Raw genomic sequence first — 23,751 nt, 5'->3', positions numbered from 1 at the left:
GCCGTTTTCAGGCCGTGGACAACGAGCGCCGCATCGCCCCGAAGCGGCGCCGGTACTGGACCGGCGCAAGGCCGACCTTGCGCCGGAACAGCTTGCCGAAAAAGCCCGCGTCCTCGTAGCCGACCGCATTCGCGATCGCCTCGACCGGCTCGCTGCCCGCCTCGAGCATCTGCTTGGCCTCCTCGAGGCGCAGCGTGTGGACGTACTCCAGCGGCGACAGCCCGGTGGCGCCCTGGAAGCGCCGCTTGAACGTCCGTTCGGGCAGCCCGCTCAGGCGCACCATCGCGGCGACCGGCGCCGGTCCCTGGTAGTGCTCCGCGATCCAGACCTGGCACCGCGCGATCACCGCATCCGTGGATTGGCGCGAACGCGCCAGCCGCGCATATGGCTGCTGGCCGACGGCATGCCACTCGACCAGATTCATGCGCGCCGTGTCCATGGCCTGCTGGACGCCGGCGAGGCGGGAAATCAGGTACAGCGCGAGATCGGACCACGAAGTGCCGCCCCCGGCCATGACCAGGCGGTGCCCCTCGCCCGTGACGACCAGCGCGTTCTCCGGTCGCATGCGGATACGCGGATGGCGCCGGGCGATCGCGTCGGCGAAAGCCCAGTGCGTTGTCGCGTCGTAGCCATCCAGCAGGCCGGCCTCGGCGAACAACAGGGCTCCCGAACAGGCCGAGGCAAGCACGGCGCCGCGCGCATGGCAGTCCTTGAGCCAGGCGATCTCGGCCGCAAAGCGGTCACGGTCGAAAGGGCCGCCCGGATCGACCGCCAGGTCGGGAATGACGACGACATCGGGGCAGCCGATGCGGTCGATCGTCGTCTCTGGCCGCACGTGGACCTCGTTGACGATGGGGAACGAGCCTTCGCGCGTGGCGACGACGACGGGCTGCACGAGGCCCGGCCCCGCCTCCCCGCCGATGGCCATGCTCCAATCTCGGCCGGCCGAGCGGAACAGGTCGTACATGCCGTACAGGACCGACGCGGAGGTCTCCGGTACGGCGAGAATCGCGATCACGGGTTGCCGGGCTGCGGTCATGGCCGATCCGTCCGATTCGCTGCCGAAATGACTGGGGGCTATGGCTGTCGTGCGGGCTATCGTAACCCGTACCAGGCAAACCGGAGGCTCCCATGCCCACACCGCTTGAAGTCCTGCTGGACCCGACCTCCCTGACGGTTTTCGCCGCCTATGCGGCGCTGATTCTCTGGGAGCATTTCTTCCCGGCGCGTGAGTTGCCCCGGGCGCCGGCATGGCAAATGCGCGGGCTCGCCGCGCTCGCGCTCTTTTTCGCGCTGTCCACCTATCTGCCGCTGCTCTGGAGCGAGCATCTGCTGCGGTGGCAGTTCCTCGATCTCAGCCATCTCGGCACCGCAGCCGGCGCTCTCGTCGGCGTGCTCACCTACGAAGGCATCGGCTACTTCTACCACCGCGGCATGCATGCCTCCGACGTGCTCTGGCGCGGCCTGCACCAGATGCACCACAGCGCCGAGCGCATCGATACCTGGAGCGCGTTCTGGTTCCACCCGCTCGACATGATCGGCTGGACAGTCGTGTCCAGCCTCGCGCTGACGCTCGTCGTCGGCCTGTCGGCGCCGGCGACGACGGCGGCGCTGCTCGCCTTCACCCTGTTGTCGATCTTCCAGCACACCAACGTGCGCACGCCACGCTGGCTCGGCTACATCGTCCAGCGTCCGGAGAGCCACTCCTGGCACCACGCGCGCGGACGGCACCGCAACAACTACGCCGACGTGCCGCTGTTCGACATCCTGTTCGGGACCTTCGACAACCCTCGCAACTTCGCCCCGGCGACCGGGTTCTACGACGGCGCCTCGTCGCACATCGGCGACATGCTGCTGTTCCGCGAGGTCTCGGCGAATCCGCTTACGCATGGCAACCCGGAGGACCCAGGTCCGCCCGACGCGGCACCGTCCCCATGAAGCTTCCCGGCTTGCGAACGAACGTACCGGCACCCAGGCGGCGCTCCCGTGCCCATCCCTTCCCGCCGAACGGTTGCCGGGCAAGGCAGGCAAATCCCGCGGTGACCACGGCCAGCTGGATTCCCTCGCTTGTCACGGCCCCTGCCACCACGTAAGATTGCCGGCTCGCGCAGACCACGCGACCCCTTTCGGAGAGGTGGCAGAGTGGTCGAATGTACCTGACTCGAAATCAGGCGTACGTGCAAGCGTACCGTGGGTTCGAATCCCACCCTCTCCGCCAGAAATGGAACTAAGCCGCTGAATTCAGCGGCTTTTTTCTTGCATTCTTGTGGTCGCCCCTACTTTAGTCCCTACGTTACAACCCGCTTGCGCACGGACGGCTACGGACACGGATGGCCGCAATGTACACGGTGATTTCGCTGCGAGCGGGCCGAGGGGCAGTAGGTAGACACCGCTCTACCCGCGCGAGGTGCTCCTGCACATGGCTGCATGGGCTCGGGTGTACTTCGCGCATCGCTGCCGGGCGTATAGACTGCCTCTCAGGTGGTCAGAGGCCTTGAGTCCACGTCGAATCATAGCCATCCGTGTAGATGATCTTCTTGAAGCCGAAGGTTCTCGCCTGATCGTCAAGCTTCATCTCATTCTGGAATTTGTACACCAACCAACGGCTTCAACCCGCACTTGATCCCGTGCGGAGCCTGCGCACAGCCTGCTGGAGGGTTTCGTGCACCAGGTCGTGAAGCTGGGTCAGGAAACTACGCGCCCACCTAACTGCTTTCGCTACTGGAGAATGCCTGAGCTATCGCTTTAGGCGTGGCAGTGGTGGAGGCTGGTCGTGCCCACACCAGAAGCGCCGCGTTGTAAAGCGCGTTGGCGCGCGCAGCAATCGCATCTTCGTTCCACTCATCCAAGCCTTGTTGGTTGAAGAAGGTGTTCATCAACAGCGCGCTTTGACCCAACTTGGAACGCTTGCCGTGCACGACCTCACCGGCTGGACTTTGTCGGTCGTTGAACGGCCCGTTGCTGACCGAGCTGTTGAGCGGCTGAGTTAGCAGAGTAAGGTTTCCGAACTCGTGGATCGCCACGTCGCGGAGCGAACATTGGGCATCGGTCATCTCAGAAGCCTCGTAGCTTGGCTCAGTTCGCCAGCTTTGCGGCATGACATGCTCGACTGTTAGCGCGGACTGGACGGGCACGTGGTTGCTGCCCTGCATGGTGCCGCGTGCCGCGTATTCGAGTGCGCGCAGAATGCCGCACACGCGCGCCGGCTTCATCTCTTGATAGACGGGCCGGTGCAACCACCGCTCCTTGAACCTCTCGTCGCTCGGCCAGAGTTCGCTGTCTGCCGTGGCCGCCAGAAGTACCTTGCGAAGCGCGAGGTGCGGTTCTTCGGAAGCCGCGGAAACTGTCTGCAACAGACGCATGAAGAAGCGGTTGTATCCCTTGGTCTCCATGCCGCAAACGGAGCGACGGGTCAGGTACGACGCAATATCGCCCAAGGCCTGCCGCAGCTCCGGACTGTCGTCCGACAATCGCTCCCGCAGTGCCAGATAGACCGGCGTGATGGTGCTGACATCGAGTGACTCGACCAGCCTCGCAAACTCGGCAAGGTGACCGGTTCCCTCCGGCGAAACCAGTTCCTTGAAGTGTCGGCTGGCGACCACGATGCCCTGCAGTTCCTGTTCGAGATCTCTCGGCTGCTTCTGCCACCACGTCTTGAAAGCATCGAAGACGCGTCCGACCAGGGTTACTTCCTGACTGCGCAACACGGTGTAGTTGTAGAAGAACAGGTCGATACGTGGATAGGTCAAGCGGCCTTGCCGCTCCTTTTCTGCCCAGTAGCGGTTGCTGGTCACTCCCTGGCTACCCGCCGACACCAGATCGAATGGGCTCCAAAACTTCTCGTAGAGCGCACTAACAGGCTTGCCGGCGCGCGCCGCTGCCAGAAAGACGAAGTTGCGGATCAGGTCGGAAGCCAGCAGCGGCTCACCACGTGCATTGAGCGTCTCGAAGATGATCTGCGGGTCATCATCGACCTCCAACTGCAGGGTCATGATCTGCACATTCTCGGAAAGCGCCATGTAGAGCGCCTGCGCACGCTTCGGCTCGAACGTGCTGTCCACATCCAACGGGACTACGTCATTGTCGCGGCGAATCCGCGCGACCAGCACGTCGCTTGGCGTGTGCTCGTCCGCATCGCCCGAACCCACCAGATCAATGCCTTGAAGGTACGCGAGGCACGCGAAGTAGAAGTACAAGAATGTCTGCACCATCAACGGCCGCTCGGACTTCTTGCGTCCCGTGCGTGCCGGGTAAGCCGCACAAATGTCGGCGACATCCTTCGCTGCGTACAGCGCCTGTATCTCATCCTGGCCGGCCTGCGTCGGCCACACCTTGTGGAAGTCCGTGTCCGTCGTGTACGGGCCGGGGTTGCGCACCAAGGTGTCCAGCATCTTCGGTAGCTGAGTGTCGCCAAGCTGTTGCGCCGCAAGGCGGAACGCCAGCAACAGCAATTGCAGTGTCGTCGAGCGCTGCTGACCGTCGATCACCTCGTAGGCGGGTACGCGGCCGAACGGCGGCGTGACCGGCGTGAGCACCAGCGAGCCAAGAAAGTGCTTTTGGAGGGGCTTGAGGTCGGTTGCAACGACACCATGCAGCATCGCTTCCTCGCGCTCCAACCGCGCATCTGAGCGATCCTGTATATCGGCCCACAACGGAACCACCTGCTTTTCCAGCGTCCAGACGTAGCCACGCTGAAAAATTGGGATCTGGTACTGGTACGGCGTACTGAACAGCCCGGTGACACTGGTCTTGTTGGGTTGCACGTGAATCCCCCTGCAGATTCAAGATGGTGGTTTTCAGCCTTCGGTACGGATGTCGAGACTCGGCAAGGGGCTTGCGCCCCCTCCCGTCTATGTCGCCGACTGGCCTACGCATCGGGGCCACCGCTCCTATCCTGCAGAAACCGCACCAGCCCGTACAGCCGGCAGCATCGCGGAGGCGGGCCGGGCGGGCAACCTGGTCGGTCATGCCCTGGTCGCAGCAGGCTTTGTTGAAACCCTTCAGGCCGCGCGGTGTTTGTTGAGGTCGCGCTGAGCGAGGGCCGCCAGGTATCCGCTGCGGGTGCCGCCGAGGGCGCTGACGCGCTTGTCGATCGCCTTCAGCAGCGGCTCGGGCAGCGTGATGTTCAGGCGCACGGCTTTGGCGGTGAGCTTGCCGGTATCCACGTTCACCACGAACCATCCCCACTTGCTCGGCGGGAAACGCCTGGGACCGCCCTTGCCGCCCTTGCCCAGCATCATCCATTCCAGTTCCGTCGGCGGTGGGATGTCGGCCCCGCTTTCGACAATGTCTTCCAACGCGAACAGGATGGCCTCCTCGGCGTTGGCGAGGGCGTCTTCCAGCGTGTCGCCTGCGCTGAACACGCCGGGAAGATCGGGCACGACGACGCCATACGCTGTCTTTTCGTTCCCGATTTCAATGGCGACTGGATAGCGGAACAACATGGCGGACACCTCCCGGCCCTACAGGCCGGCTTGTTTGAGTATCGCTGCGACCAGACCCTTGCCAAGATCCTTCTTCGGATGCGGGACAATCACCGTGACGTTGGCGGCGTTGCGGAGCTTGTGATGGCTGCCGCGAACCCCGACGACAGCGAAACCATGGGACTTCAGCAGCTTGATGAGGTCTGCGCTGTTCATCGCGTATATGATACACACCGATACACATTGCACAACACCCCGCTTGGGGCTCGTCATGTACGCAAATCAAGGATTCACCGCACATCCGCCCACTTTGGAATCTGGACCACTGCAAGCCATCCCCACGGTGCGCAAGCGCGAAGGGGTTCGGCTCATGGACGCACCGGACAATCCGACGCGACTTTCAGCTCACTGCGATTGCTTTTGCACCCTCCACCAACATCCGCCATGCTTCGCCCATGATCGAATTCGGACACGCCACCCACGTCGGTTTGCGCCGTACGCGCAACGAGGACACCTATTACGCCGATGCCGCGCTGGGCCTGTTTCTGGTAGCCGACGGCATGGGCGGGCACCTGCACGGCGAGGTGGCGGCGGCGCGGGTGCGCGACAGCGTGGTCGACCTGGTGAGTCGCGGGCACAGCCTGGCGGAAGCGATCCGCGGCGCCGACGAACACCTGCTGGCGCAGATGCAGGACGGCGCCGACCTGCTGCCGATGGGCAGCACGATCGCGGTCCTGCGCGTGAGCGAGGACCGCTACGAGGCCGCGTGGGTAGGCGACAGCCGCATCTACACCACCGGGCGGGAATTGCGCCAGATCAGCCACGATCATTCGCTGGTGCAGGCGCTGGTCGAGGCGGGTCAACTCGATCCCTCGCACACCACGCGCCATCCGCAGCGCAACGTGCTGACCCAGGCGCTGGGCGTGACCGCCATCGCCCAGCTGCACGTCGGCATGGCGCAGGGCCGCATCGTGCCGGGCATGGGTTTCCTGCTGTGCAGCGACGGGCTGACCGAGGAACTGGACCCGGCGTCGATCGCGCACACCGTGTCGCGCACCGACCTGGCCGCGCAGGAGTGCGTGGATCAGTTGCTGCTGGATGCGCTGGACCGCGGCGGCAAGGACAACATCACCGCGATCCTGGTGCGCTCAAGCTGAGCCGGTTTCCGCGGCGGCCTCAGGCGTTTCCGCCTGGCGCCAGACACTGACGCCGCCGGCGCTCTTGTCCAGCGCGTCCAGGCGCTGTTCGTGCAAGGCGGACTCCTCGGCGGACGCGCGCAGCACGCGCGGCCGTCCGTGCCGCAGCAGCGGCTGGGCGACGATCTGCGCCGCCGATTCCTGTGGCTGCTCGAACGCGAGGTCCAGCGCCACCTGGCCCGAGGTCATCGCCAGGTAGACGTCGGCCAGCAACTGGGCGTCGATCAGGCCGCCGTGCAGGTCGCGCCGCGAATTGTCCACGCCGAGCCGCTTGCACAGCGCATCGAGGCTGTTGCGCTGCCCGGGATAGCGTTCGCGCGCCATCGCCAGCGTGTCGAGCACGCTGCAGCGGTCGGTGAGGCGGCCCTGCGCGCCGCCCAGGCGCGCCAGCTCGGCGTCGATGAAGCCCACGTCGAAGCTGGCGTTGTGGATGACCAGTTCGGCGCCGTCGACGAAGGCCAGGAACTCGGCCACCTTGTCGGCGAACAAGGGCTTGTCCTGCAGGAAATCGTCGCGGATGCCGGTGACCTGGCTGGCGCCCTCGTCCATCGCCCGCTCGGGATTGAGGTAGGTCTGCCAGTGGCGGCCGGTGAGGCGCCGCCCCACCATTTCCACGCAGGCGATTTCCACCAGCCGGTGTCCCTGGCGCACCTCCAGGCCGGTGGTTTCCGTGTCCAACACCACCTGCCTCATGCCCTGCCCCCGAATTGTTCGGCCTGTTCGCGCGCGGCCTGGTCCACGCGCTCGTTCTCGGCGTGGCCGTTGTGGCCCTTCACCCACTTCCAGCGGACGCTGTGGTTGCCGGAGGCCGAGGAAAGGCGCTCCCACAGATCCTGGTTCTTCACCGGCTTCTTGTCGGCCGTGCGCCAGCCGTTCGCGCGCCACTTCGGCAGCCACTGCTCGATGCCCTGCATGACGTAGCGCGAGTCGGTGGTGAGCACCACCGCGCAGGGGCGGGTCAGCGCCTCCAGCGCGCCGATCGCCGCCATCAGCTCCATGCGGTTGTTGGTGGTGGCGGCCTCGCCGCCGGCCAGCAGGCGCTCGCGCCCTCTGGCGCGCAGCAGCGCCGCCCATCCGCCGGGTCCCGGATTGCCGAGGCAGGCGCCATCGGTGAATGCTTCCACTTCTTCCATCGTCACGCCGATCGTCTTCAGGATACGGAATGCCGCCGGGTGCCCGGCGACAGGTGCGCGTTCACCGGCGCCCGCGCCGGCAGCGGCCGCAGTTTCACGGGCGTGACCAGGTGCCGTTGCTTGCGGGCCAGCAGCAGGTAGGCGCCGCCCCAGCGGCTGTCGCCGCTGGCCGGGCGACCATGGGCGGGCCATGGCGGACCCAGCCGGCGCACGTCTTCGATTGCCAGTCCTTCGCGCCGCAGGCGATGGCACAGGTGCCATGGCCACTGCAGCGATTGTCCCTGCCCGCGCGCCTTCCAGAAGAACCAGGGCGACCAGCCGCCCAGCGGGTGCACTGCCGTCACCGCCAGCACGCCCCCGGGAGCCAGCACCCGGCAGACCTCGCCCAGCAGGCCGGCGACCTGCGGCGCCGGCTCCAGCGCGTGCTGCAGCCAGACCAGGTCGAAGGCCTCGGCTATGAACGGCAGCGGCTCCTCGGCGCTGCCGCGCAGGTCGCCCCGATAACCGCCCTGCTCCAGCCACAGCCGCGTCCAGGTCACGCCGGGCAGCGGCGGCACCGCGTCATCGTCGTCCACCCCTATGCGCAGGGCGCGCCGCCCCGTCTCGCGCTGCAGCAACGGCGCCATGCTGCGCCATTGTCCGTTGCGCAATTGCCTCAAGGGGGCGCTTGCGTGAATGTCCTGATCGCGTTGAAGCGGCATGCACTCGATCCGGCTCCGGTGAACCCGGCCTGCGGTCATCGTTGAAATCCAGCGTGCAGTGTAGCGTTGGATGACGCCGACCGCGTCGCATCCCCGGCGGGACGCTCATCACGTCGCTGAACCGTCACATCAGGCATTAACGGCATGCTAACGAGTCTTCCGGGCAGGCTGTTTATAGTCGTCCGATTCGCGCATGCCAGGCAGGCTGCGTTTGCCGTTCGACCAACGCAGCGGAGCATGCATGCATCTCCTACCGCTACCGGCACTGGCCGACAATTACATCTGGCTGCTGCACGACGACGAGGGTCATGCCCTGGTCGTCGATCCCGGCGACGACGCGCCGGTGGAGCAGGCGCTGGCCGCGCGCGAGCTGCGGCTGCAGGCGATCCTGCTCACCCACCACCATCACGACCATGTTGGCGGCGCGCTGGCGTTGCGCGAGCGCCACGGCGCGGCCGTGTACGCGCCCGAGGACGCACGGATAGCTGCAGCCACCGTGCGCGTGCGCGACGGCGAGCGCATCGACCTGCCGCTGCCGCAGGCCAGCTTCGAGGTGATCGCGGTGCCGGGCCACACGCTGAGCCACGTGGCCTACTTCGGCGAAGGCGTGCTGCTGGCCGGCGACACCTTGTTCAGCATGGGCTGCGGCCGGCTGTTCGAGGGCACGCCCGCGCAGATGCTGGCTTCGCTGGACCGGCTGGCGGCATTGCCGGCCGATACCTTGCTCTGCTGCGGTCACGAATACACCGCCGCCAACGGCCGCTTCGCGCGCGAGGTCGAGCCGGACAACGCCGAACTGTCGGTGCGTGTCGAGGAAGTCGCGGCGCTGCGCGCCAGTGAACGCCCCAGCCTGCCGGTATCGATGGCCAGCGAACGGGCGACCAATCCGTTCCTGCGCACCGACGCGCCGGCGGTGGTCGAGTGGTGCCGGCAGCAACCCGGCCATCCGGCGGACCGCACGGCGCGCTTCGCCGCCGTGCGGTCCGCCAAGGACGCGTTCCGCGCATGAACAGGACCCTGCATCCGAAGCGGCTGTTGCCGCTGGCGCTCTCGGCCCTGCTCAGCGCCTGCGCCACCACGACGACGCCGCGTCCCGAACCTGCGCTGCCGGCCGCCCTGCCCGCCCCGGTCCCGGCCGCCGAAAGCGCCGCGCCGGCCGAGGCGGCGGCGCCGACCCAGCCGCAAGCCGGGAATGTCTGGGACCGCCTGCGCGACAGTTTCGCGATGGCCGATTGCGATGCCGAGCCCGCGGTGCTGGCCCAGGCTCGCCGCTACACGCGCAACCCGGAACAGTTCGAGGACGAGGCGCGCGCGGCGTTGCCCAAGCTGGCCTACGTGCAGCAGGTCGCGGCCAGGCACAACGTGGCGGGCGAATTCGTGCTGCTGCCCTGGGTCGAAAGCGGTTTCCGCCCCATTCCCGGCAAGCGCGGCCGCCCGGCCGGCATGTGGCAGATCATGCCGGTCACCGCCTCCGCGATGGGCCTGCAGGTGGACCACCGCTACGACGCCCGGCTGGACGTGCAGGCCGCCGCCGATGCGGTGATGAAACTGCTCAGCCGCTACCACGAGCAGTTCAACGACTGGCGCGTCGCCGACTACGCGTACAACGCCGGCGAGTTCCGGGCCCGCGCGCTGGTCCAGCGGCACGGGCTGCCGCCGGAGTTGCCGGTGATCCCGCGCTGGTCCGTGCACGACGTCACCCGCCAGCACCTCACCCGGCTGCTGGCCATGGCCTGCGTGGTGCGCGAGCCCGGGCGGTTCAACGTCACGCTGCCCACGCTCACGGCCGACCAGCACCTCGTCTCGGTGCCGTTGCCGCATTCGATGCCGCTGGCACGCGCGGCCGACCACGCCGGCATGCCGCTGGACAAGCTGAAGGACCTCAACGCCGCCTTCCGCAGCGACATCGCCGATACCCGCGAAACCACCTACCTGATGATGCCGGTGGGCCACGCGCGGCAATTCCGCGATGCGCTGCTGGCCCAGGCCGCCAGCGCCAGCGCCGACCGCCTGCCCGATGCGGTGCTCGGCCGGGGCATGGGCGCCAGCGATGCGGAACAGGTCTCCGGCCCGGCGCCGGCGACGACCGCGGAACGCCCGCGCACGCACCGGGTCCGGTCCGGCGAGAGCCTCTGGCAGCTCGCCCGCCGCTACTCGGTGAGCGTGCGCGACCTGCAGCGCTGGAACCACCTGAAGGCCCAGCGCGTCAAGCCCGGCCAGGTGCTCAAGCTCGGCGCACCGGGCTGAAGCGTACGGTTTCCGGATGCAGGCAACGAAGAAGGCGGCCCGTGGGCCGCCTTCTTCGTTGCGACGCCTGGCGGCCGGGGTTTACATCCGGTCCTTGGCGATCTTGATCTCGGTGCTGTTGCGCAGCGTCTTGATCAGTTCCTGGGTAGCCACCGCACCGTAGGCCTGGATCATCTGCTGGCGCAGCATGTCGCGCTGGTCGGCCGGGATCTTGGACAGATCCGCGCCCTGCACCTTGTCCACCGCCAGCAGCGCATAGGTGTCGTCCTCCGGCATCGCCACCGCGGTGTATTGCGGCTTGCCGTCGACCGGGTGCGGCAGCAGGAAGGCCTGGTCGAGCAGCGACGCCGGCACGTCCGGCTGCACGCGCACTGCATCGGCGACATTCTTGATCGCCGCATTCGCGGACGCCCCCACCGCCGCCATCGTCTCGCCCTTGCGCAGGCGCGCAAGCAAGGCATCGGCCTGCTGCTTCGCGGCGGATTCGACGCGCTGGGCGAGGATGGTCTTGCCGATGGCGTCATACACCTCAGCCAGCGGCTTCGCCGCGGCGGGCTCGTGCTTGGCCACGCGGATCACCACCGCATCGTCGTTGCCCAGCTCGATCAGGTTGGAGTTGTTGCCCTGCGCCAGCACGTCGTTGCCGAATGCGGCCTTGACGACCTTGAGGTTCGCGGCGATGCCCTCGCCGCCCTTGGCGGAGAACAGCTCCGTGCTCTTGATGGTCAGGCCCAGCGCCTGCGCGGCCGGCTCCAGCGACGAGGGGTTCTGGTAGCTGCTGTCCGACAGCTTGCCGGCCACCTCGTTGTACTTGCGATCCTTGTCGCCGGCGGTGGCCTCGGCCAGCAGCTGGCTGCGCACCTCGGCGAACGACTTCGCCTCGCCGCTGCGGGTGTCGCGCAGCCAGATGATGTCGTAGCCGTCCGGCGTCAGCACCGGCTTGGAGATCTCGCCCTTCTTCAGCGCGAACATCGCGGTGTCGAAGGCGGCATTGGTCACGCCCTTCTGCAGCCAGCCCAGGTCGCCGCCCTGGCGCCTGGAACCCAGGTCGTCCGAATCCTGCGCGGCCAGCTTGGCGAAATTCTCCGGCGTGGCCTCGGCGGCGATCTTGTCGGCCTTGGCCATCGCGGCCTTCTGCTGCTCCGGCGTGGCGTTGGCGGGCACGTTGACGAGGATGTGCGACACCTCGCGCTGCTCGGGCTGCACGAAGCGCTGCTTCTCGTTCTCGTAGCGTTTCATGAGATCGGCGTCGCTGGGTGCGGCGTCCGGGACGAGGGCTGCGCCGTTCACCTCGACGTACTGCAGCGCCACCTGCTCGGGGTTCATGTAATCCGCGAGGTGTTCCTTGTAATACGTCTCGATCTGCGCGTCGGTGACCGTGGCGTCCGCGGGCTGCGGCTTGGGCAGCACGAAGTAGCTCAGATCGCGGCGCTGCATGCGCAGGTCCAGGTAATGGTCGATCTCGGCGTCGGTGATGATGGTGCTGCCGTCGACCGCGTTGGGCAGGGCCTGGGTGGACAGCGAGGCGCGCACGTCGTTCTCGAACATCTCCGGCGTCTTGCGCTGCTCGGCCAGCACGGTGCGGTAGGTGGCGGGATCGAACTGGCCGTTGACCTGGAACGCGGGGATCCCGGCGATGTAGTCGCGCACGGCCTGGTCGGGTACGCGGATGCCCCAGTTCTGGTTCGCCTGCAGCAGCAGCTGCTGGTCGATCATGCCGTCCAGCACCTTCAGCTTCATGTCCGGCTTCTCGAACGCATCCGGGTCGAAGTTGTCGCCCTGCTCGGCGCTCAGTTGCTGGCGCAACTGGTTCATGCGGTCCTGGAAATCCTGCTGGCTGATCTCGTGCTTGCCCACCTTCGCCACATAGGTGTCGGCGCGGGACATGATGTAGCCCTCGATGCCGAAGAACGAGACGGCGAAGACGCACACGCCGAGAACGACGATGGCCGGCCATCCGTGCATCTTGTTACGCATTGCCTGCAGCATTGCCTACCTTCCTGCCAGTGTTGATCGGCGCCCCCGGGCGCACGTTGCACGAACTCTTCGGGCGCCGGCGAGGCGCCTGTCACGGCGGATTCCCCTGGAACGCCGTTCAAACGACAAGGGCGCCACAGGGGCGCCCTTGCGAACCGTGGCGGAGCGGACGGGACTCGAACCCGCGACCTCCGGCGTGACAGGCCAGCATTCTAACCGACTGAACTACCGCTCCGCAGTTTTCTGGTGGGTGCTGTAGGGATCGAACCTACGACCATCGCCTTGTAAGGGCGGCGCTCTACCGCTGAGCTAAGCACCCGAAACCAAGCGTCAGCCGCTCAGTTTAGGGCGTCCTTGAGCGTCTTGCCAGCCTTGAAGGCGGGAACCTTCGAAGCCTTGATCTTGATCGTCTCGTTGGTACGCGGGTTGCGACCGGTACGGGCGGCGCGCTTGCGCACGGTGAACGTACCGAAACCGACCACCGACACGTCCTCACCCTTCTTCAGCGACTTCTGCACGACCTCGAAGAACGCTTCGAGCGCGCGGCTGGCATCGGCCTTGGTCAGTTCGGCCTTGTCGGCGATGGCATTGATCAGATCGGTTTTATTCATTGAAAGCTCCCTAGTGCGTTTTGCGGCAGGCGCGCCCGTGGCATGGGCGCACGCAGCCGTCGTGGATGGTTGGTGCCTGCTTGGCGCCGTATCGCAACCTCCGCATCACGGCCTTGCGCAGCAGGCGCCGGGATTGCGGTTTTGCCTTTATACCAGCGCCTCGCCGAGCACCGCAACACAAGCTGCGACAAGGTTTTCAGGCGACATGCAGGCACCGGACAGGTTTGCCGGCGACCGCGTCACAAAACGCCGCATGTCATCTGAGAATTTTCCGAAAAGCACGAAAGCGCCAGGCATCGCGGGGCCGTTTCCGGCTCCGCGACGCCTGGCGCCAGGGCCGCCTCAATGGGGGCGTGCGTGCTGCTCCGCTTCGTCGGCGTCGGCCGGTTCCTCGCGTGCGGCAGCCCGCGGCTCGGCCGTGGGCTCATTCGGCTGCAGCGGGCGCTCCAGCGCGATGTCGAGCACCTCGTCGATCCAGCGCACGGGGTGGATCTCCAGCGAGGCGGTGATGTTGGCCGGCATGTCGGCCAGGTCCTTCTTGTTGTCCTCGGGGATGATCACCGTGGTGATGCCGCCGCGATGCGCGGCCAGCAGCTTTTCCTTGAGGCCGCCGATCGGCAGCACGCGGCCGCGCAGCGTGATCTCGCCGGTCATCGCCACTTCGGAGCGCACCGGCACCTTGGTGAGCGCGGACACCAGCGCGGTGCACATGCCGATGCCGGCGCTGGGGCCGTCCTTCGGCGTGGCGCCTTCCGGCACGTGCACGTGGATGTCGAATTTCTGGTGGAACTCCGGGTCGACGCCCAGCCGGTCCACGCGCGCACGCACCACCGACAGCGCCGCCTGGATCGACTCCTTCATCACGTCGCCGAGCTGGCCGGTATGCACCAGCCGTCCCTTGCCGGGCACCACCGAGGCTTCGATGCTGAGCAGCTCGCCGCCCACCTGGGTCCAGGCCAGGCCGGTGACCAGGCCCACCTCGTTCTGCAGTTCCTTCCGTCCGAAATCGAAACGGCGCACGCCCAGGTAGTGGTCGAGGTTGGCCGAATCCACCATGACGGCGGCGATGGCCTTCGCCTTGCCCTTCGCGGGCTTCGCCACCGCTTTCGCCGGCTGCTTGCCCTTGGCCTTGCGCACTTCGCCCAGCGTGAGCTCCTTCACCACCTTGCGGCAGATCTTGGAAACCTCGCGCTCCAGGTTGCGCACGCCGGACTCGCGCGTGTAGTAGCGCACGATGTCGCGCACGGCCTCCTCGGCCACGTGCAATTCCTCGGGCTTCAGCCCGTTCGCCTTGAGCTGCTTGGGCAACAGGTACTTCTGCGCGATCGCCAGCTTCTCGTCCTCGGTGTAACCGGGGATACGGATCACTTCCATGCGGTCCAGCAGCGGGCCCGGGATGTTCAACGAGTTCGCGGTGGCGATCCACATCACTTCGGAAAGATCGAGGTCGACCTCGAGGTAGTGGTCGTTGAACGCGTGGTTCTGCTCGGGGTCGAGCACCTCCAGCAGCGCCGAGGACGGATCGCCGCGGAAGTCCATCGACATCTTGTCGATCTCGTCGAGCACGAACAGCGGATTCTTGCTGCCGGCCTTGTTGAGGTTCTGCACGATGCGGCCCGGCATCGAGCCGATGTAGGTGCGGCGGTGGCCGCGGATTTCCGCCTCGTCGCGCACGCCGCCCAGCGACATGCGCACGAATTTCCGGTTGGTGGCCTTGGCGATCGACTGGCCCAGTGAGGTCTTGCCCACGCCGGGCGGGCCGACCAGGCACAGGATCGGTCCCTTCATCACCGACACGCGGTGCTGCACGGCGAGGTATTCGAGGATGCGATCCTTGACCTTCTCCAGGCCGAAGTGGTCGGCGTCCAGCACCTCCTGCGCGAGCGCCAGGTCCTTGCGCACCTTGCTGCGCTTCTTCCACGGCACGCCGACCAGCCAGTCGAGGTAGTTGCGCACCACCGTGGCCTCGGCCGACATCGGCGACATCTGGCGCAGCTTGCCGAACTCCGCGCGCGCCTTCGCCAGCACCGGCTTGGGCATGCCGGCGTTCTCGATCTTCTTCTGCAGTTCCTCGACCTCGTTCGGGCTGTCTTCGCCCTCGCCCAGCTCCTTCTGGATCGCCTTCATCTGCTCGTTGAGGTAGTACTCGCGCTGGCTCTTCTCCATCTGCGACTTCACGCGGCCGCGGATGCGCTTCTCCACCTGCTGCAGGTCCATCTCGCCGTCGACCAGGCCGATCAGCAGTTCCAGGCGCTCGCCGACGTCCTTGGTTTCCAGCACCTTCTGCTTGTCGGCCATGCGCACCGTCAGGTGCGCCGCGATGGAGTCGGCCACGCGCGAGGGATCCTCGATGCCGGACAGGCTGGCCAGCACTTCCGGCGGCAGCTTGCGGCTCTGCTTCACCAGCTGTTCGAACAGCGAGATGAGCGTGCGCGAGACCACGTCCAGCTCGCGTTCCTTCACGCTGTACACCGGTTCGATCACGCGCGAGCGCGCAACCAGCATGCCGCCTTCCTCGTGGCAGTCCTCGATGGACACGCGCGACTGGCCTTCGACGAGTACCTTCACGGTGCCGTCGGGCAGCTTCAGCAGTTGCAGCACGCCGGCCAGCGTGCCGATGGAATGCAGGTCGCCCACCGCCGGGTCGTCGACGTCAGGGCTCTTCTGCGCGACAAGCAGGATCTGCCGCTCGCTCTCCATCGCACGCTCCAGCGCACGCATGGATTTGTCGCGGCCCACGAACAGCGGAATGACCATGTGCGGGTAGACCACCACGTCGCGCAGTGGCAGCACGGGCAGAGCGTCGAGTACGGCAGGCGCAGGGGCGTTTTTGGCCATTGAGGAGGTTCTCGCGGGAATCCGGGGGACAGGCCCGACACTGCGCCGGGCACCATGTCTCGTCAAGTGGAGGCAGCGGGCGGATTACTCAAGCGAACGCGGCCATGCGGCCCGGGCTCGCGACGATCAAACGCGCAGCCATCGATGGCCGCGGCTGGATGTCGCAGCCGCGACAGAAACAAGACGGCCCCGACGCGCGCGCCGGGGCCGTCTCGATGAATCTCGCGACAGTCGGGTTCAGGCCGCGTCGCCGCCCTCGCCGCCTGCGCGCTGCTGCAGGTTGCCGCGGTAGATCAGGTAGGGCTCGGCCTGGCCTTCGATCACCGCGTCGTCCACCACCACCTTGCTGACGTGCTCCAGCGAAGGCAGCTCGTACATGGTGTCCAGCAGCACCTGCTCGAGGATGGTGCGCAGGCCGCGGGCGCCGGTCTTGCGCTTCAGCGCCTTCTTGGCGATCGCCTGCAGCGCCTCGGGACGGAATTCCAGCTCCACGTCCTCCATCTCGAACAGCTTCTTGAACTGCTTGGTGACGGCGTTCTTCGGCTCGGTGAGGATCTTCACCAGCGCCGGCTCGTCCAGCTCGTCCAGCGTGGCGACCACCGGCAGGCGGCCGACGAACTCGGGGATCAGGCCGAACTTCACCAGGTCGGACGGCTCCACGTCGGCCAGCATCTTGCCGAGGTTCTGGGTGCGCTCCTTGCTGCGCACCTCGGCGCCGAAGCCGATGCCGGTGTTCTCGGAGCGCTGCTGGATCACCTTCTCCAGCCCCGCGAACGCGCCGCCGCAGATGAACAGGATGTTCTTGGTGTCCACCTGCAGGAATTCCTGCTGCGGGTGCTTGCGCCCGCCCTGCGGCGGCACCGAGGCCAGCGTGCCCTCGATCAGCTTCAGCAGCGCCTGCTGCACGCCCTCGCCCGACACGTCGCGGGTGATCGAGGGGTTTTCGCTCTTGCGCGAGATCTTGTCGATCTCGTCGATGTAGACGATGCCCGACTGCGCCTTCTCGACGTCGTAGTCGCACTTCTGCAACAGCTTCTGGATAATGTTCTCCACGTCCTCGCCCACGTAGCCGGCCTCGGTCAGCGTGGTGGCGTCGGCGATGGTGAACGGCACGTTGAGCAGGCGCGCCAGCGTCTCGGCGAGCAGGGTCTTGCCCGAGCCGGTCGGCCCGATCAGCAGGATGTTGGACTTGCCCAACTCGACGTCGTCGCCCTTCTGGCGCGATTCCATGCGCTTGTAGTGGTTGTACACCGCCACCGCCAGCGCCTTCTTGGCGCGGGACTGGCCCACCACGTACTGGTCCAGCGACTCGCGGATTTCCTTGGGTTTGGGCAGCTGGGTGCGGCCGGAGGCGGCCTTCTCCTCCAGCTCCTCGCGGATGATGTCGTTGCACAGCTCCACGCATTCGTCGCAGATGAACACGGACGGGCCCGCGATCAGCTTGCGCACCTCATGCTGGCTCTTGCCGCAGAAAGAGCAGTAGAGAATCTTCCCGCCGTCGCTGGAACGTCCCTGCCGATCGTCGCTCATACTTTCGATTCCGCTGGTGAAACTGTGGCTGGTTCAGGGTGCGGCCCGAGAATAGCACAGGGTTCCGCGTCTGCCGGCAGACGCGGAACCGCAGGACCCGCACCGTGAAGAGTACGGCCATGGATGGCCGCCCGTTGGATCTTCGCGATCAAGGACGACGCAAGATCGGCGTCAGGCCGACTTGACCGTGTCGACGGCGCGGCGGTCGAGCACCGCGTCGATCAGGCCGTACTCGCGGGCCGCCTCGGCGCTCATGAAACGGTCGCGTTCCATGTCGCGCTCGATCCGGTCCAGCGGCTGGCCGGTGTGGTGCACGTAAAGGTCGTTGAGACGCCGGCGCAGGTACAGGATCTCCTGGGCCTGGATCTCGATGTCGGTGGCCTGGCCGCGGGCGCCGCCCGAGGGCTGGTGGATCATCACCCGCGAGTTCGGCAGCGAGAAGCGCTTGCCCTTGGCGCCGGCCATCAGCAGCAGCGAAGCGGCACTGCAGGCCTGGCCGATGCACATGGTGCTGACGTCGGGCTTGACGTACTGCATGGTGTCGTAGATCGCCAGCCCGGCCGTGACCGCGCCGCCGGGGCTGTTGATGTACAGGTGGATGTCCTTGTCCGGGTTCTCCGACTCCAGGAACAGCATCTGCGCGACCAGCAGGTTCGCCACCTGGTCGTTGACTTCGCCGACCAGGAAGATCACCCGCTCCTTCAGCAGGCGCGAGTAGATGTCGTAGGAGCGCTCGCCGCGGGCGGTCTGCTCGACGACCATCGGCACCAGGTTGAGGTTCTGAATCTGTTCCATGGTCTTTGCGCTCTCCGGTTGTGTGCCTTGAGTATGCCATCGGGCCCGGCATCCGCCAGACCCGACGGCCCGCGCCTGATGATCAGGCGCCCGCGGGGCGCATCACTTCGTCGAAGCTCAGGTCCAGGTTGGTGGTGTTGGCGTGGTCAGCCACCCACTCGGCCACCTGGTCCTCGATCACGCGGTTCTGCAGCCCGGACATCAACTGGGGGTCGCCGTTGTAGAGTTCAATGACCTTCTCCGGCTCCTCGTAGGTCGAGGCGATCGCGGCAAGCTGCTCGGCCACGCGCTTGCGGTCGATCTTCAGCTCCTGCTTGCGGGCGATCTCGCCCATCAGCAGGCCGGCGGTCACGCGCTTGCGCGCCATCGGCATGGCGGCCTCGACCAGCTGCGGCGGCGGCTGCTGACCGCGCGGCACGCTGCCTGCGGCCATCGCCTGCGCCTCGGACTGCACCATCAGCTTCGGCACGTCCAGCGCGGGATGCGCGTCCGCCAGCTTCTCGGCCACCTCGGACTTCAGCCGCCCCATCAGCGCAGCCTTCAGCTCGCGCTCGAGGTTGGCGCGCACTTCCTTGCGGAAGTGTTCCAGGTCGCCGTCGGCGATGCCGAACAGCTTGGCGAATTCGGCATCGATCTCGGGCAGCTTCGGCTCCTGCACCTTGATGATCTTGAAGCTCACCTTGGCCGTCTTGCCGGCCAGGCTTTCGTTGCGGAAATCCGCCGGGAACTCGACGTCGGCCTCGTAGCTGTCGTCGGACTTGCGGCCGGTCAGCGCCGCATCCAGCGCCTTGAACAGGTTGCCCGAACCCAGCACGCTGCCCGCACGCTCCAGGCCTTCGGCCGGGAAACGGTAGTCGCCGGTCTCGGCGGCGTACTCGAACATCACGAAGTCGCCCTCGGCAGAGGCGCGGTCGACCAGCTCGAAACTGCGGCGCTGCTGGCGCAGCGTTTCCAGCATCTTCTCCACGTCGGCGTCGGTCACCTCGGCGCGCGGGCGCTTGACTTCAAGCGCGGCCACATCGACCGCGGGGAATTCCGGCATCACCTCGAAGGTGGCGGTGTAGGCGATCTCGCCGTTCTCCGGCTTGCCGGTGGTGTCGATCGAGGGGTTGGCGACCGGCTGCAGCTTCTCCTGCGTCACCGCCTCGCGCAGCGTGCTGCCGATCAGGTCGGACAGCACTTCGCCGCGCACCTGCTCGCCGAAACGCTGCTTGATGACGGCCACCGGCACCTTGCCCGGACGAAAACCCTTCAGGCGTACCGTGCGCCCCAGCTCCGCGATGCGCGCGCTCACCTGCGTCTCGTAACGCTCGGCGGGAAACTTCACCGTGAGCTTGCGCTCGAGCGTGCCGATGTTCTCAACCGAAACCTGCATGTCGTCTCCTGAAACCTGAATGTTGGGCACCCGCCGGGCGCCTTGGGGCAACCTGCAGCGCCGGAAAACCATCGTGCCGGGTGGTGCGAAAGGCGGGACTCGAACCCGCACGGGGGTTACCCGCCAGAACCTAAATCTGGTGCGTCTACCAGTTCCGCCACTTTCGCCTTGTCTGGCCGGCCTTGCGGGCAAAAACGGCGTTTCCGTGACACCTGCCCCGCCGCAGCCTAAGTCGATGATTACCCAGCGCTAAAGCGGCTCATTGTACGGTCGCGCCGAGGCGCAGCACAAGCATGCGACGCGGTCCGGGAGCCTTGCATCGCACCAAAGCAAAACGCCGACCCTGAGGTCGGCGTTCTGGTGTTGGTGGGCCGTGAAAGATTCGAACTTTCGACCAATTGATTAAGAGTCAACTGCTCTACCAACTGAGCTAACGGCCCTGAAACCTGAATTTTGGGGTGAACGATGGGACTCGAACCCACGACAACCGGAATCACAATCCGGGACTCTACCAGCTGAGCTACGTCCACCATAAAACACTTCAAGTGGTGCGCCCGACAGGACTCGAACCTGCAACCGTCGGCTTAGAAGGCCGATGCTCTATCCGGTTGAGCTACAGGCGCGGACGCCTACGGCAGAACACGCGAGTGGTCGGGGCAGAGGGATTCGAACCCCCGACTTTTGCGTCCCAAACGCAACGCTCTACCAGACTGAGCTATACCCCGAGCGAGCCCGCGACAGCCTTCATCAACGGAGCCTTGAAATGTCACGGCCGACCATGCCACCCGTCAATCCGCGAGCATTGCCAGAGCACCATGCCCACCATTCCGCGGCATCGGCGAACTGCCTGCTCCGCGAAAGCAGGTCGAAGCACGGACGCTTCGGCCTGCAGTACAAAATGGTGCGCCCGGAGAGATTCGAACTCCCGACCACCTAGTTCGTAGCCAGGTACTCTATCCAACTGAGCTACGGGCGCACACTAAACTTGCCGCTTCCGCCACCCGGTTTCCCGGACCGCCGAAGCAAGGAGCGGAATTATTCAGGGTTGGGCCGCGAAGGTCAACACCTTTCGTGAATTTTTTTCACATCGCATACAGGCGCCCTGCCCGCATCCCGTTTCGCGACATGCCGTGCGACACGATGGCAGCGCGCCACGCGGCCCCTCGAACGACGAAAGGAGCGACAACCGCCGCTCCTTTCGCATGCTCCGCCAGCGCAGATCAAATGGACGTCCAGACGTCCGAATCAGGCATCCAGTCCGGAGCGGCTCTGCGTGGCGGGATCGCCCACCTTGCCTACCGTGGAGTCCCCGCCCTTTGGTGGCGGCGGCGGTGGCGGCGTGGAGCCGCCGCTGGCGTTGCGGTTCCAGTCGGCCGGCGGCCCCGGCTCGCGGCCGGCCATGATGTCGTCGATCTGGTGCGCGTCGATGGTCTCGTACTGCAGCAGCGCCTCGGCCATCGCGTGCAGCTTGTCGATGTTGTCGGTGAGCAACTGCGTGCTGCGCGCATAGGCGCGGTCGAGGATGCCGCGCACCACCTCGTCGATCTTGCTGGCGGTCTCGTTGGAGATGCTCTTGTGCTGGGTCACCGAGCGGCCCAGGAACACCTCGTCCTCGTCCTCGCCGTAGGTGATCGGGCCGAGTTCGTCGGACAGGCCCCACTTGGTCGCCATGTTGCGCGCCATCTTGGTGGCGCGCTCGATGTCGTTGGAGGCGCCGGTGGTGACCTTGTCGGTGCCGAAGATCAGCTCCTCCGCCACGCGGCCGCCGTACAGCGAGCACAGCTGCGACTCGATCGCCACCTTGTTCATGCTGTACTTGTCGCCTTCCGGCAGGTACATGGTGACGCCCAGCGCACGACCGCGCGGGATGATGGTGACCTTGTAGACCGGATCGTGCTCGGGCACGAGGCGGCCGACGATGGCGTGGCCGGCCTCGTGGTAGGCGGTGAGCTTCTTCTCGTCCTCGCTCATCGCCATCGAGCGGCGCTCGGTGCCCATCAGGATCTTGTCGCGCGCCTTGTCCAGGTGGGCCATGCGCACTTCGCGCGCGTTCTCGCGCGCGGCGAACAGCGCCGCCTCGTTGACCAGGTTGGCCAGGTCGGCGCCGGAGAAGCCCGGCGTGCCGCGTGCGATGGTCATCGCATCGACGTCGCTGGCCACCGGCACCTTGCGCAGGTGCACCTTGAGGATCTGCTCGCGGCCCTTCACGTCCGGCAGGCCGACCACCACCTGGCGGTCGAAACGGCCCGGGCGCAGCAGCGCCGGATCGAGCACGTCGGGGCGGTTGGTGGCGGCGATCACGATGATGCCTTCGCTGCCTTCGAAGCCGTCCATCTCCACCAGCAACTGGTTGAGGGTCTGCTCGCGCTCGTCATGTCCGCCGCCCAGGCCGGCGCCGCGGTGGCGACCCACCGCGTCGATTTCGTCGATGAAGATGATGCAGGGCGCGTGCTTCTTGGCCTGCTCGAACATGTCGCGCACGCGGCTGGCGCCCACGCCCACGAACATCTCCACGAAGTCCGAACCGGAGATCGAGAAGAACGGCACCTTGGCCTCGCCCGCGATGGCCTTGGCCAGCAGGGTCTTGCCGGTGCCGGGCGGGCCCACCATCAGCACGCCGCGCGGAATCTTGCCGCCCAGCTTCTGGAACTTGCCCGGGTCGCGCAGGAACTCGACCAGCTCGCCGACTTCTTCCTTGGCCTCGTCGCAACCGGCCACGTCGCTGAAGTTGACCTTGATCTGGTCCTCGCCCTGCAGCTTGGCGCGCGAACGGCCGAAGCTCATCGCGCCGCGCCCGCCGCCGCCGGACTGCATCTGGCGCATGAACCAGATGAACACGCCCACGATCAGCAGCACCGGCAGCCAGCTCACCAGCAGGCCCAGCAGGGAGAAGCCCTCGGCCGGGTCCTGGCGCACTTCCACGCCCTTGTCCTGCATCTGCTTGACCACCGCATTGGTGGAGAAGCCGAGCATGGGCGCGACGGTGCGGTAGCTGGAGCCGTCCTTCAGCTTGCCGGTGATGCTGGGCGGCGTGTCGGCGCTGATCACGGCGCTGGAGACGTTGCCGTTGCCCACGCTCTGCACGAAGCTGCTGTAGGCCATGTTCGACGACGCGGCGCCGTGCGGATTGAAGCTCTGGAACACGGTGAACAGGACCACCGCGATGATCACCCAGAGCAATACGTTTTTCGCTGTTTCGTTCATGCGCGGTTCTCGCCCGGTTGCGCCGCGGCGGCCTTGCGGCCGGTAGCGAGCGCGTATACCTCCCGCGAACGCGCGCGCGAGGCCTTTGGTTTACGCATCGTCACGCGCGAGAAGTCCGCGCGCAAGCTGCGCAGGTAATCGTCGAAGCCGGCGCCCTGGAACAGCTTGATCAGGAACGCGCCCCCCGGTTTCAGCCATTGCCGGGAAAAATCCAGCGCCAGTTCGGCCAGATCCATCGCCCGGATCTGGTCGGCCAAGGCCACACCACTCATATTGGGGGCCATGTCGGAGAGCACAAGATCCACCTGCTGGCCCTCCAGCCGCGCCTCCAGCGCGCGCAGCACGCTTTCCTCGCGGAAATCGCCCTGCATGAAATCCACCCCCGCGATGCCCTGCATCGGCAGGATGTCCAGCGCCACCACCTTGCCGCGGTCGCCCAGCCGCTGGCGCACCAGCTGCGACCAGCCGCCCGGCGCCGCCCCCAGGTCCACCACGGCCATGCCCGGCTTGAGCAGGCGGTCGCGGTCGATCAGCTCCTCCAGCTTGTACACCGCGCGCGAGCGCACGCCTTCGGCCTGCGCCTTCTTCACGTAGGCGTCGCTGAAGTGTTCGCGCAGCCAGCCGGCGCTGCTCTTGCTGCGGCTCATGGGGGGTACATCGCTACAGGGAATCAGGCCGCATGATACCCTTTGCCGCTCACTCCCCGCGAATCGACCGCCCC

At 66.4% G+C, this 23,751-nt stretch carries 19 protein-coding genes and 9 tRNA genes; 5 read left to right on the top strand and 23 right to left on the bottom strand.

Going from position 1 to position 23,751, the window contains the following annotated elements; all coding sequences use genetic code 11:
* Positions 1-7: 7 nt before the first annotated feature.
* A complete protein-coding gene (locus PCA_RS07060; RefSeq protein WP_181301887.1) occupies positions 8-1,039 on the bottom strand; it encodes a helix-turn-helix domain-containing protein in 1,032 nt (343 codons plus the stop codon).
* 92 nt (positions 1,040-1,131) lie between these two features.
* Between PCA_RS07060 and PCA_RS07055 the strand changes: the two genes are divergently transcribed.
* Positions 1,132-1,938, top strand: a complete 807-nt coding sequence (locus PCA_RS07055; RefSeq protein WP_181301886.1) for a sterol desaturase family protein — start codon at positions 1,132-1,134, stop codon at positions 1,936-1,938.
* 190 nt (positions 1,939-2,128) lie between these two features.
* Positions 2,129-2,218 (top strand) — tRNA-Ser (locus PCA_RS07050).
* Between the two features lie 487 nt (positions 2,219-2,705).
* On the opposite strand, the gene PCA_RS07045 is transcribed toward PCA_RS07050, so the two are convergent.
* The 3 genes from PCA_RS07045 to PCA_RS07035 form a co-directional block, all read right to left on the bottom strand.
* Positions 2,706-4,763: a DUF262 domain-containing HNH endonuclease family protein gene (locus PCA_RS07045; protein WP_181301885.1), complete on the bottom strand. Its 2,058-nt coding sequence runs from the start codon at positions 4,761-4,763 to the stop codon at positions 2,706-2,708.
* Between the two features lie 237 nt (positions 4,764-5,000).
* Entirely contained in the window at positions 5,001-5,444 is a 444-nt protein-coding gene (locus PCA_RS07040) for a type II toxin-antitoxin system HicB family antitoxin (RefSeq protein ID WP_181301884.1), read from the bottom strand.
* An 18-nt stretch (positions 5,445-5,462) separates the two neighbouring features.
* On the bottom strand, positions 5,463-5,639 hold the full coding sequence (locus PCA_RS07035) for a type II toxin-antitoxin system HicA family toxin (protein ID WP_181301883.1): 177 nt from the start codon (positions 5,637-5,639) through the stop codon (positions 5,463-5,465).
* 239 nt (positions 5,640-5,878) lie between these two features.
* Here PCA_RS07035 and PCA_RS07030 point away from each other — a divergent pair, with 239 nt between their 5' ends.
* Entirely contained in the window at positions 5,879-6,580 is a 702-nt protein-coding gene (locus PCA_RS07030) for a protein phosphatase 2C domain-containing protein (protein ID WP_181301882.1), read from the top strand.
* On the opposite strand, the gene dnaQ is transcribed toward PCA_RS07030, so the two are convergent.
* The 3 genes from dnaQ to PCA_RS07015 are packed head-to-tail and all read right to left on the bottom strand — an operon-like array spanning position 6,572 to position 8,378.
* The gene (gene dnaQ / locus PCA_RS07025) at positions 6,572-7,312 is read right to left on the bottom strand and encodes a DNA polymerase III subunit epsilon (protein WP_181301881.1); all 741 of its coding nucleotides are present in this window, start codon (positions 7,310-7,312) and stop codon (positions 6,572-6,574) included. The genes PCA_RS07030 and dnaQ overlap by 9 nt on opposite strands.
* Positions 7,309-7,752 carry a ribonuclease HI gene (rnhA, locus tag PCA_RS07020; RefSeq protein ID WP_181301911.1) on the bottom strand — a complete coding sequence of 148 codons (444 nt, stop codon included), beginning with the start codon at positions 7,750-7,752 and terminating at the stop codon, positions 7,309-7,311. The genes dnaQ and rnhA overlap by 4 nt, the downstream gene beginning before the upstream one ends.
* Positions 7,753-7,769: 17 nt before the next feature.
* Entirely contained in the window at positions 7,770-8,378 is a 609-nt protein-coding gene (locus PCA_RS07015; RefSeq protein ID WP_255436710.1) for a class I SAM-dependent methyltransferase, read from the bottom strand.
* Between the two features lie 316 nt (positions 8,379-8,694).
* Between PCA_RS07015 and gloB the strand changes: the two genes are divergently transcribed.
* Both gloB and PCA_RS07005 read left to right on the top strand, forming a co-directional pair.
* Entirely contained in the window at positions 8,695-9,462 is a 768-nt protein-coding gene (gene gloB / locus PCA_RS07010; RefSeq protein ID WP_181301879.1) for a hydroxyacylglutathione hydrolase, read from the top strand.
* On the top strand, positions 9,459-10,700 hold the full coding sequence (locus PCA_RS07005) for a transglycosylase SLT domain-containing protein (RefSeq protein ID WP_343204424.1): 1,242 nt from the start codon (positions 9,459-9,461) through the stop codon (positions 10,698-10,700). The genes gloB and PCA_RS07005 overlap by 4 nt, the downstream gene beginning before the upstream one ends.
* 81 nt (positions 10,701-10,781) lie before the next feature.
* On the opposite strand, the gene PCA_RS07000 is transcribed toward PCA_RS07005, so the two are convergent.
* The 16 genes from PCA_RS07000 to rlmE form a co-directional block, all read right to left on the bottom strand.
* Positions 10,782-12,689 carry a SurA N-terminal domain-containing protein gene (locus PCA_RS07000; RefSeq protein ID WP_181301878.1) on the bottom strand — a complete coding sequence of 636 codons (1,908 nt, stop codon included), beginning with the start codon at positions 12,687-12,689 and terminating at the stop codon, positions 10,782-10,784.
* Between the two features lie 146 nt (positions 12,690-12,835).
* A tRNA-Asp gene (locus PCA_RS06995) sits at positions 12,836-12,912 on the bottom strand.
* Between the two features lie 9 nt (positions 12,913-12,921).
* Positions 12,922-12,996, bottom strand: a tRNA-Val gene (locus tag PCA_RS06990).
* A gap of 19 nt (positions 12,997-13,015) precedes the next feature.
* A complete protein-coding gene (locus PCA_RS06985; RefSeq protein ID WP_181301877.1) occupies positions 13,016-13,288 on the bottom strand; it encodes an HU family DNA-binding protein in 273 nt (90 codons plus the stop codon).
* Positions 13,289-13,630: 342 nt separating this feature from the next.
* A complete protein-coding gene (gene lon, locus PCA_RS06980) occupies positions 13,631-16,126 on the bottom strand; it encodes an endopeptidase La (protein ID WP_181301876.1) in 2,496 nt (831 codons plus the stop codon).
* A 237-nt stretch (positions 16,127-16,363) separates the two neighbouring features.
* The gene (gene clpX, locus PCA_RS06975) at positions 16,364-17,656 is read right to left on the bottom strand and encodes an ATP-dependent Clp protease ATP-binding subunit ClpX (RefSeq protein WP_181301875.1); all 1,293 of its coding nucleotides are present in this window, start codon (positions 17,654-17,656) and stop codon (positions 16,364-16,366) included.
* Positions 17,657-17,827: 171 nt separating this feature from the next.
* Positions 17,828-18,451: an ATP-dependent Clp endopeptidase proteolytic subunit ClpP gene (gene clpP, locus PCA_RS06970; RefSeq protein WP_181301874.1), complete on the bottom strand. Its 624-nt coding sequence runs from the start codon at positions 18,449-18,451 to the stop codon at positions 17,828-17,830.
* Between the two features lie 82 nt (positions 18,452-18,533).
* The gene (tig, locus tag PCA_RS06965) at positions 18,534-19,826 is read right to left on the bottom strand and encodes a trigger factor (protein WP_181301873.1); all 1,293 of its coding nucleotides are present in this window, start codon (positions 19,824-19,826) and stop codon (positions 18,534-18,536) included.
* Between the two features lie 81 nt (positions 19,827-19,907).
* Positions 19,908-19,993, bottom strand: a tRNA-Leu gene (locus PCA_RS06960).
* Positions 19,994-20,190: 197 nt separating this feature from the next.
* Positions 20,191-20,266: transfer RNA gene (locus PCA_RS06955), tRNA-Lys, on the bottom strand.
* Between the two features lie 14 nt (positions 20,267-20,280).
* Positions 20,281-20,356: transfer RNA gene (locus PCA_RS06950), tRNA-His, on the bottom strand.
* Between the two features lie 16 nt (positions 20,357-20,372).
* Positions 20,373-20,449: transfer RNA gene (locus tag PCA_RS06945), tRNA-Arg, on the bottom strand.
* Between the two features lie 25 nt (positions 20,450-20,474).
* Positions 20,475-20,551, bottom strand: a tRNA-Pro gene (locus PCA_RS06940).
* A 174-nt stretch (positions 20,552-20,725) separates the two neighbouring features.
* Positions 20,726-20,802 (bottom strand) — tRNA-Arg (locus PCA_RS06935).
* A gap of 269 nt (positions 20,803-21,071) precedes the next feature.
* On the bottom strand, positions 21,072-23,030 hold the full coding sequence (gene ftsH, locus PCA_RS06930) for an ATP-dependent zinc metalloprotease FtsH (RefSeq protein ID WP_181301872.1): 1,959 nt from the start codon (positions 23,028-23,030) through the stop codon (positions 21,072-21,074).
* A complete protein-coding gene (gene rlmE, locus PCA_RS06925) occupies positions 23,027-23,677 on the bottom strand; it encodes a 23S rRNA (uridine(2552)-2'-O)-methyltransferase RlmE (protein ID WP_181301871.1) in 651 nt (216 codons plus the stop codon). Before rlmE ends, ftsH begins: the two co-directional genes overlap by 4 nt.
* Positions 23,678-23,751: the final 74 nt, after the last annotated feature.

It is taken from the genome of Rhodanobacter sp. PCA2 (assembly GCF_013620825.1).
Classification (GTDB): Bacteria; Pseudomonadota; Gammaproteobacteria; order Xanthomonadales; family Rhodanobacteraceae; genus Rhodanobacter_A.
This window is presented reverse-complemented; position numbering and strand designations above follow the sequence as displayed.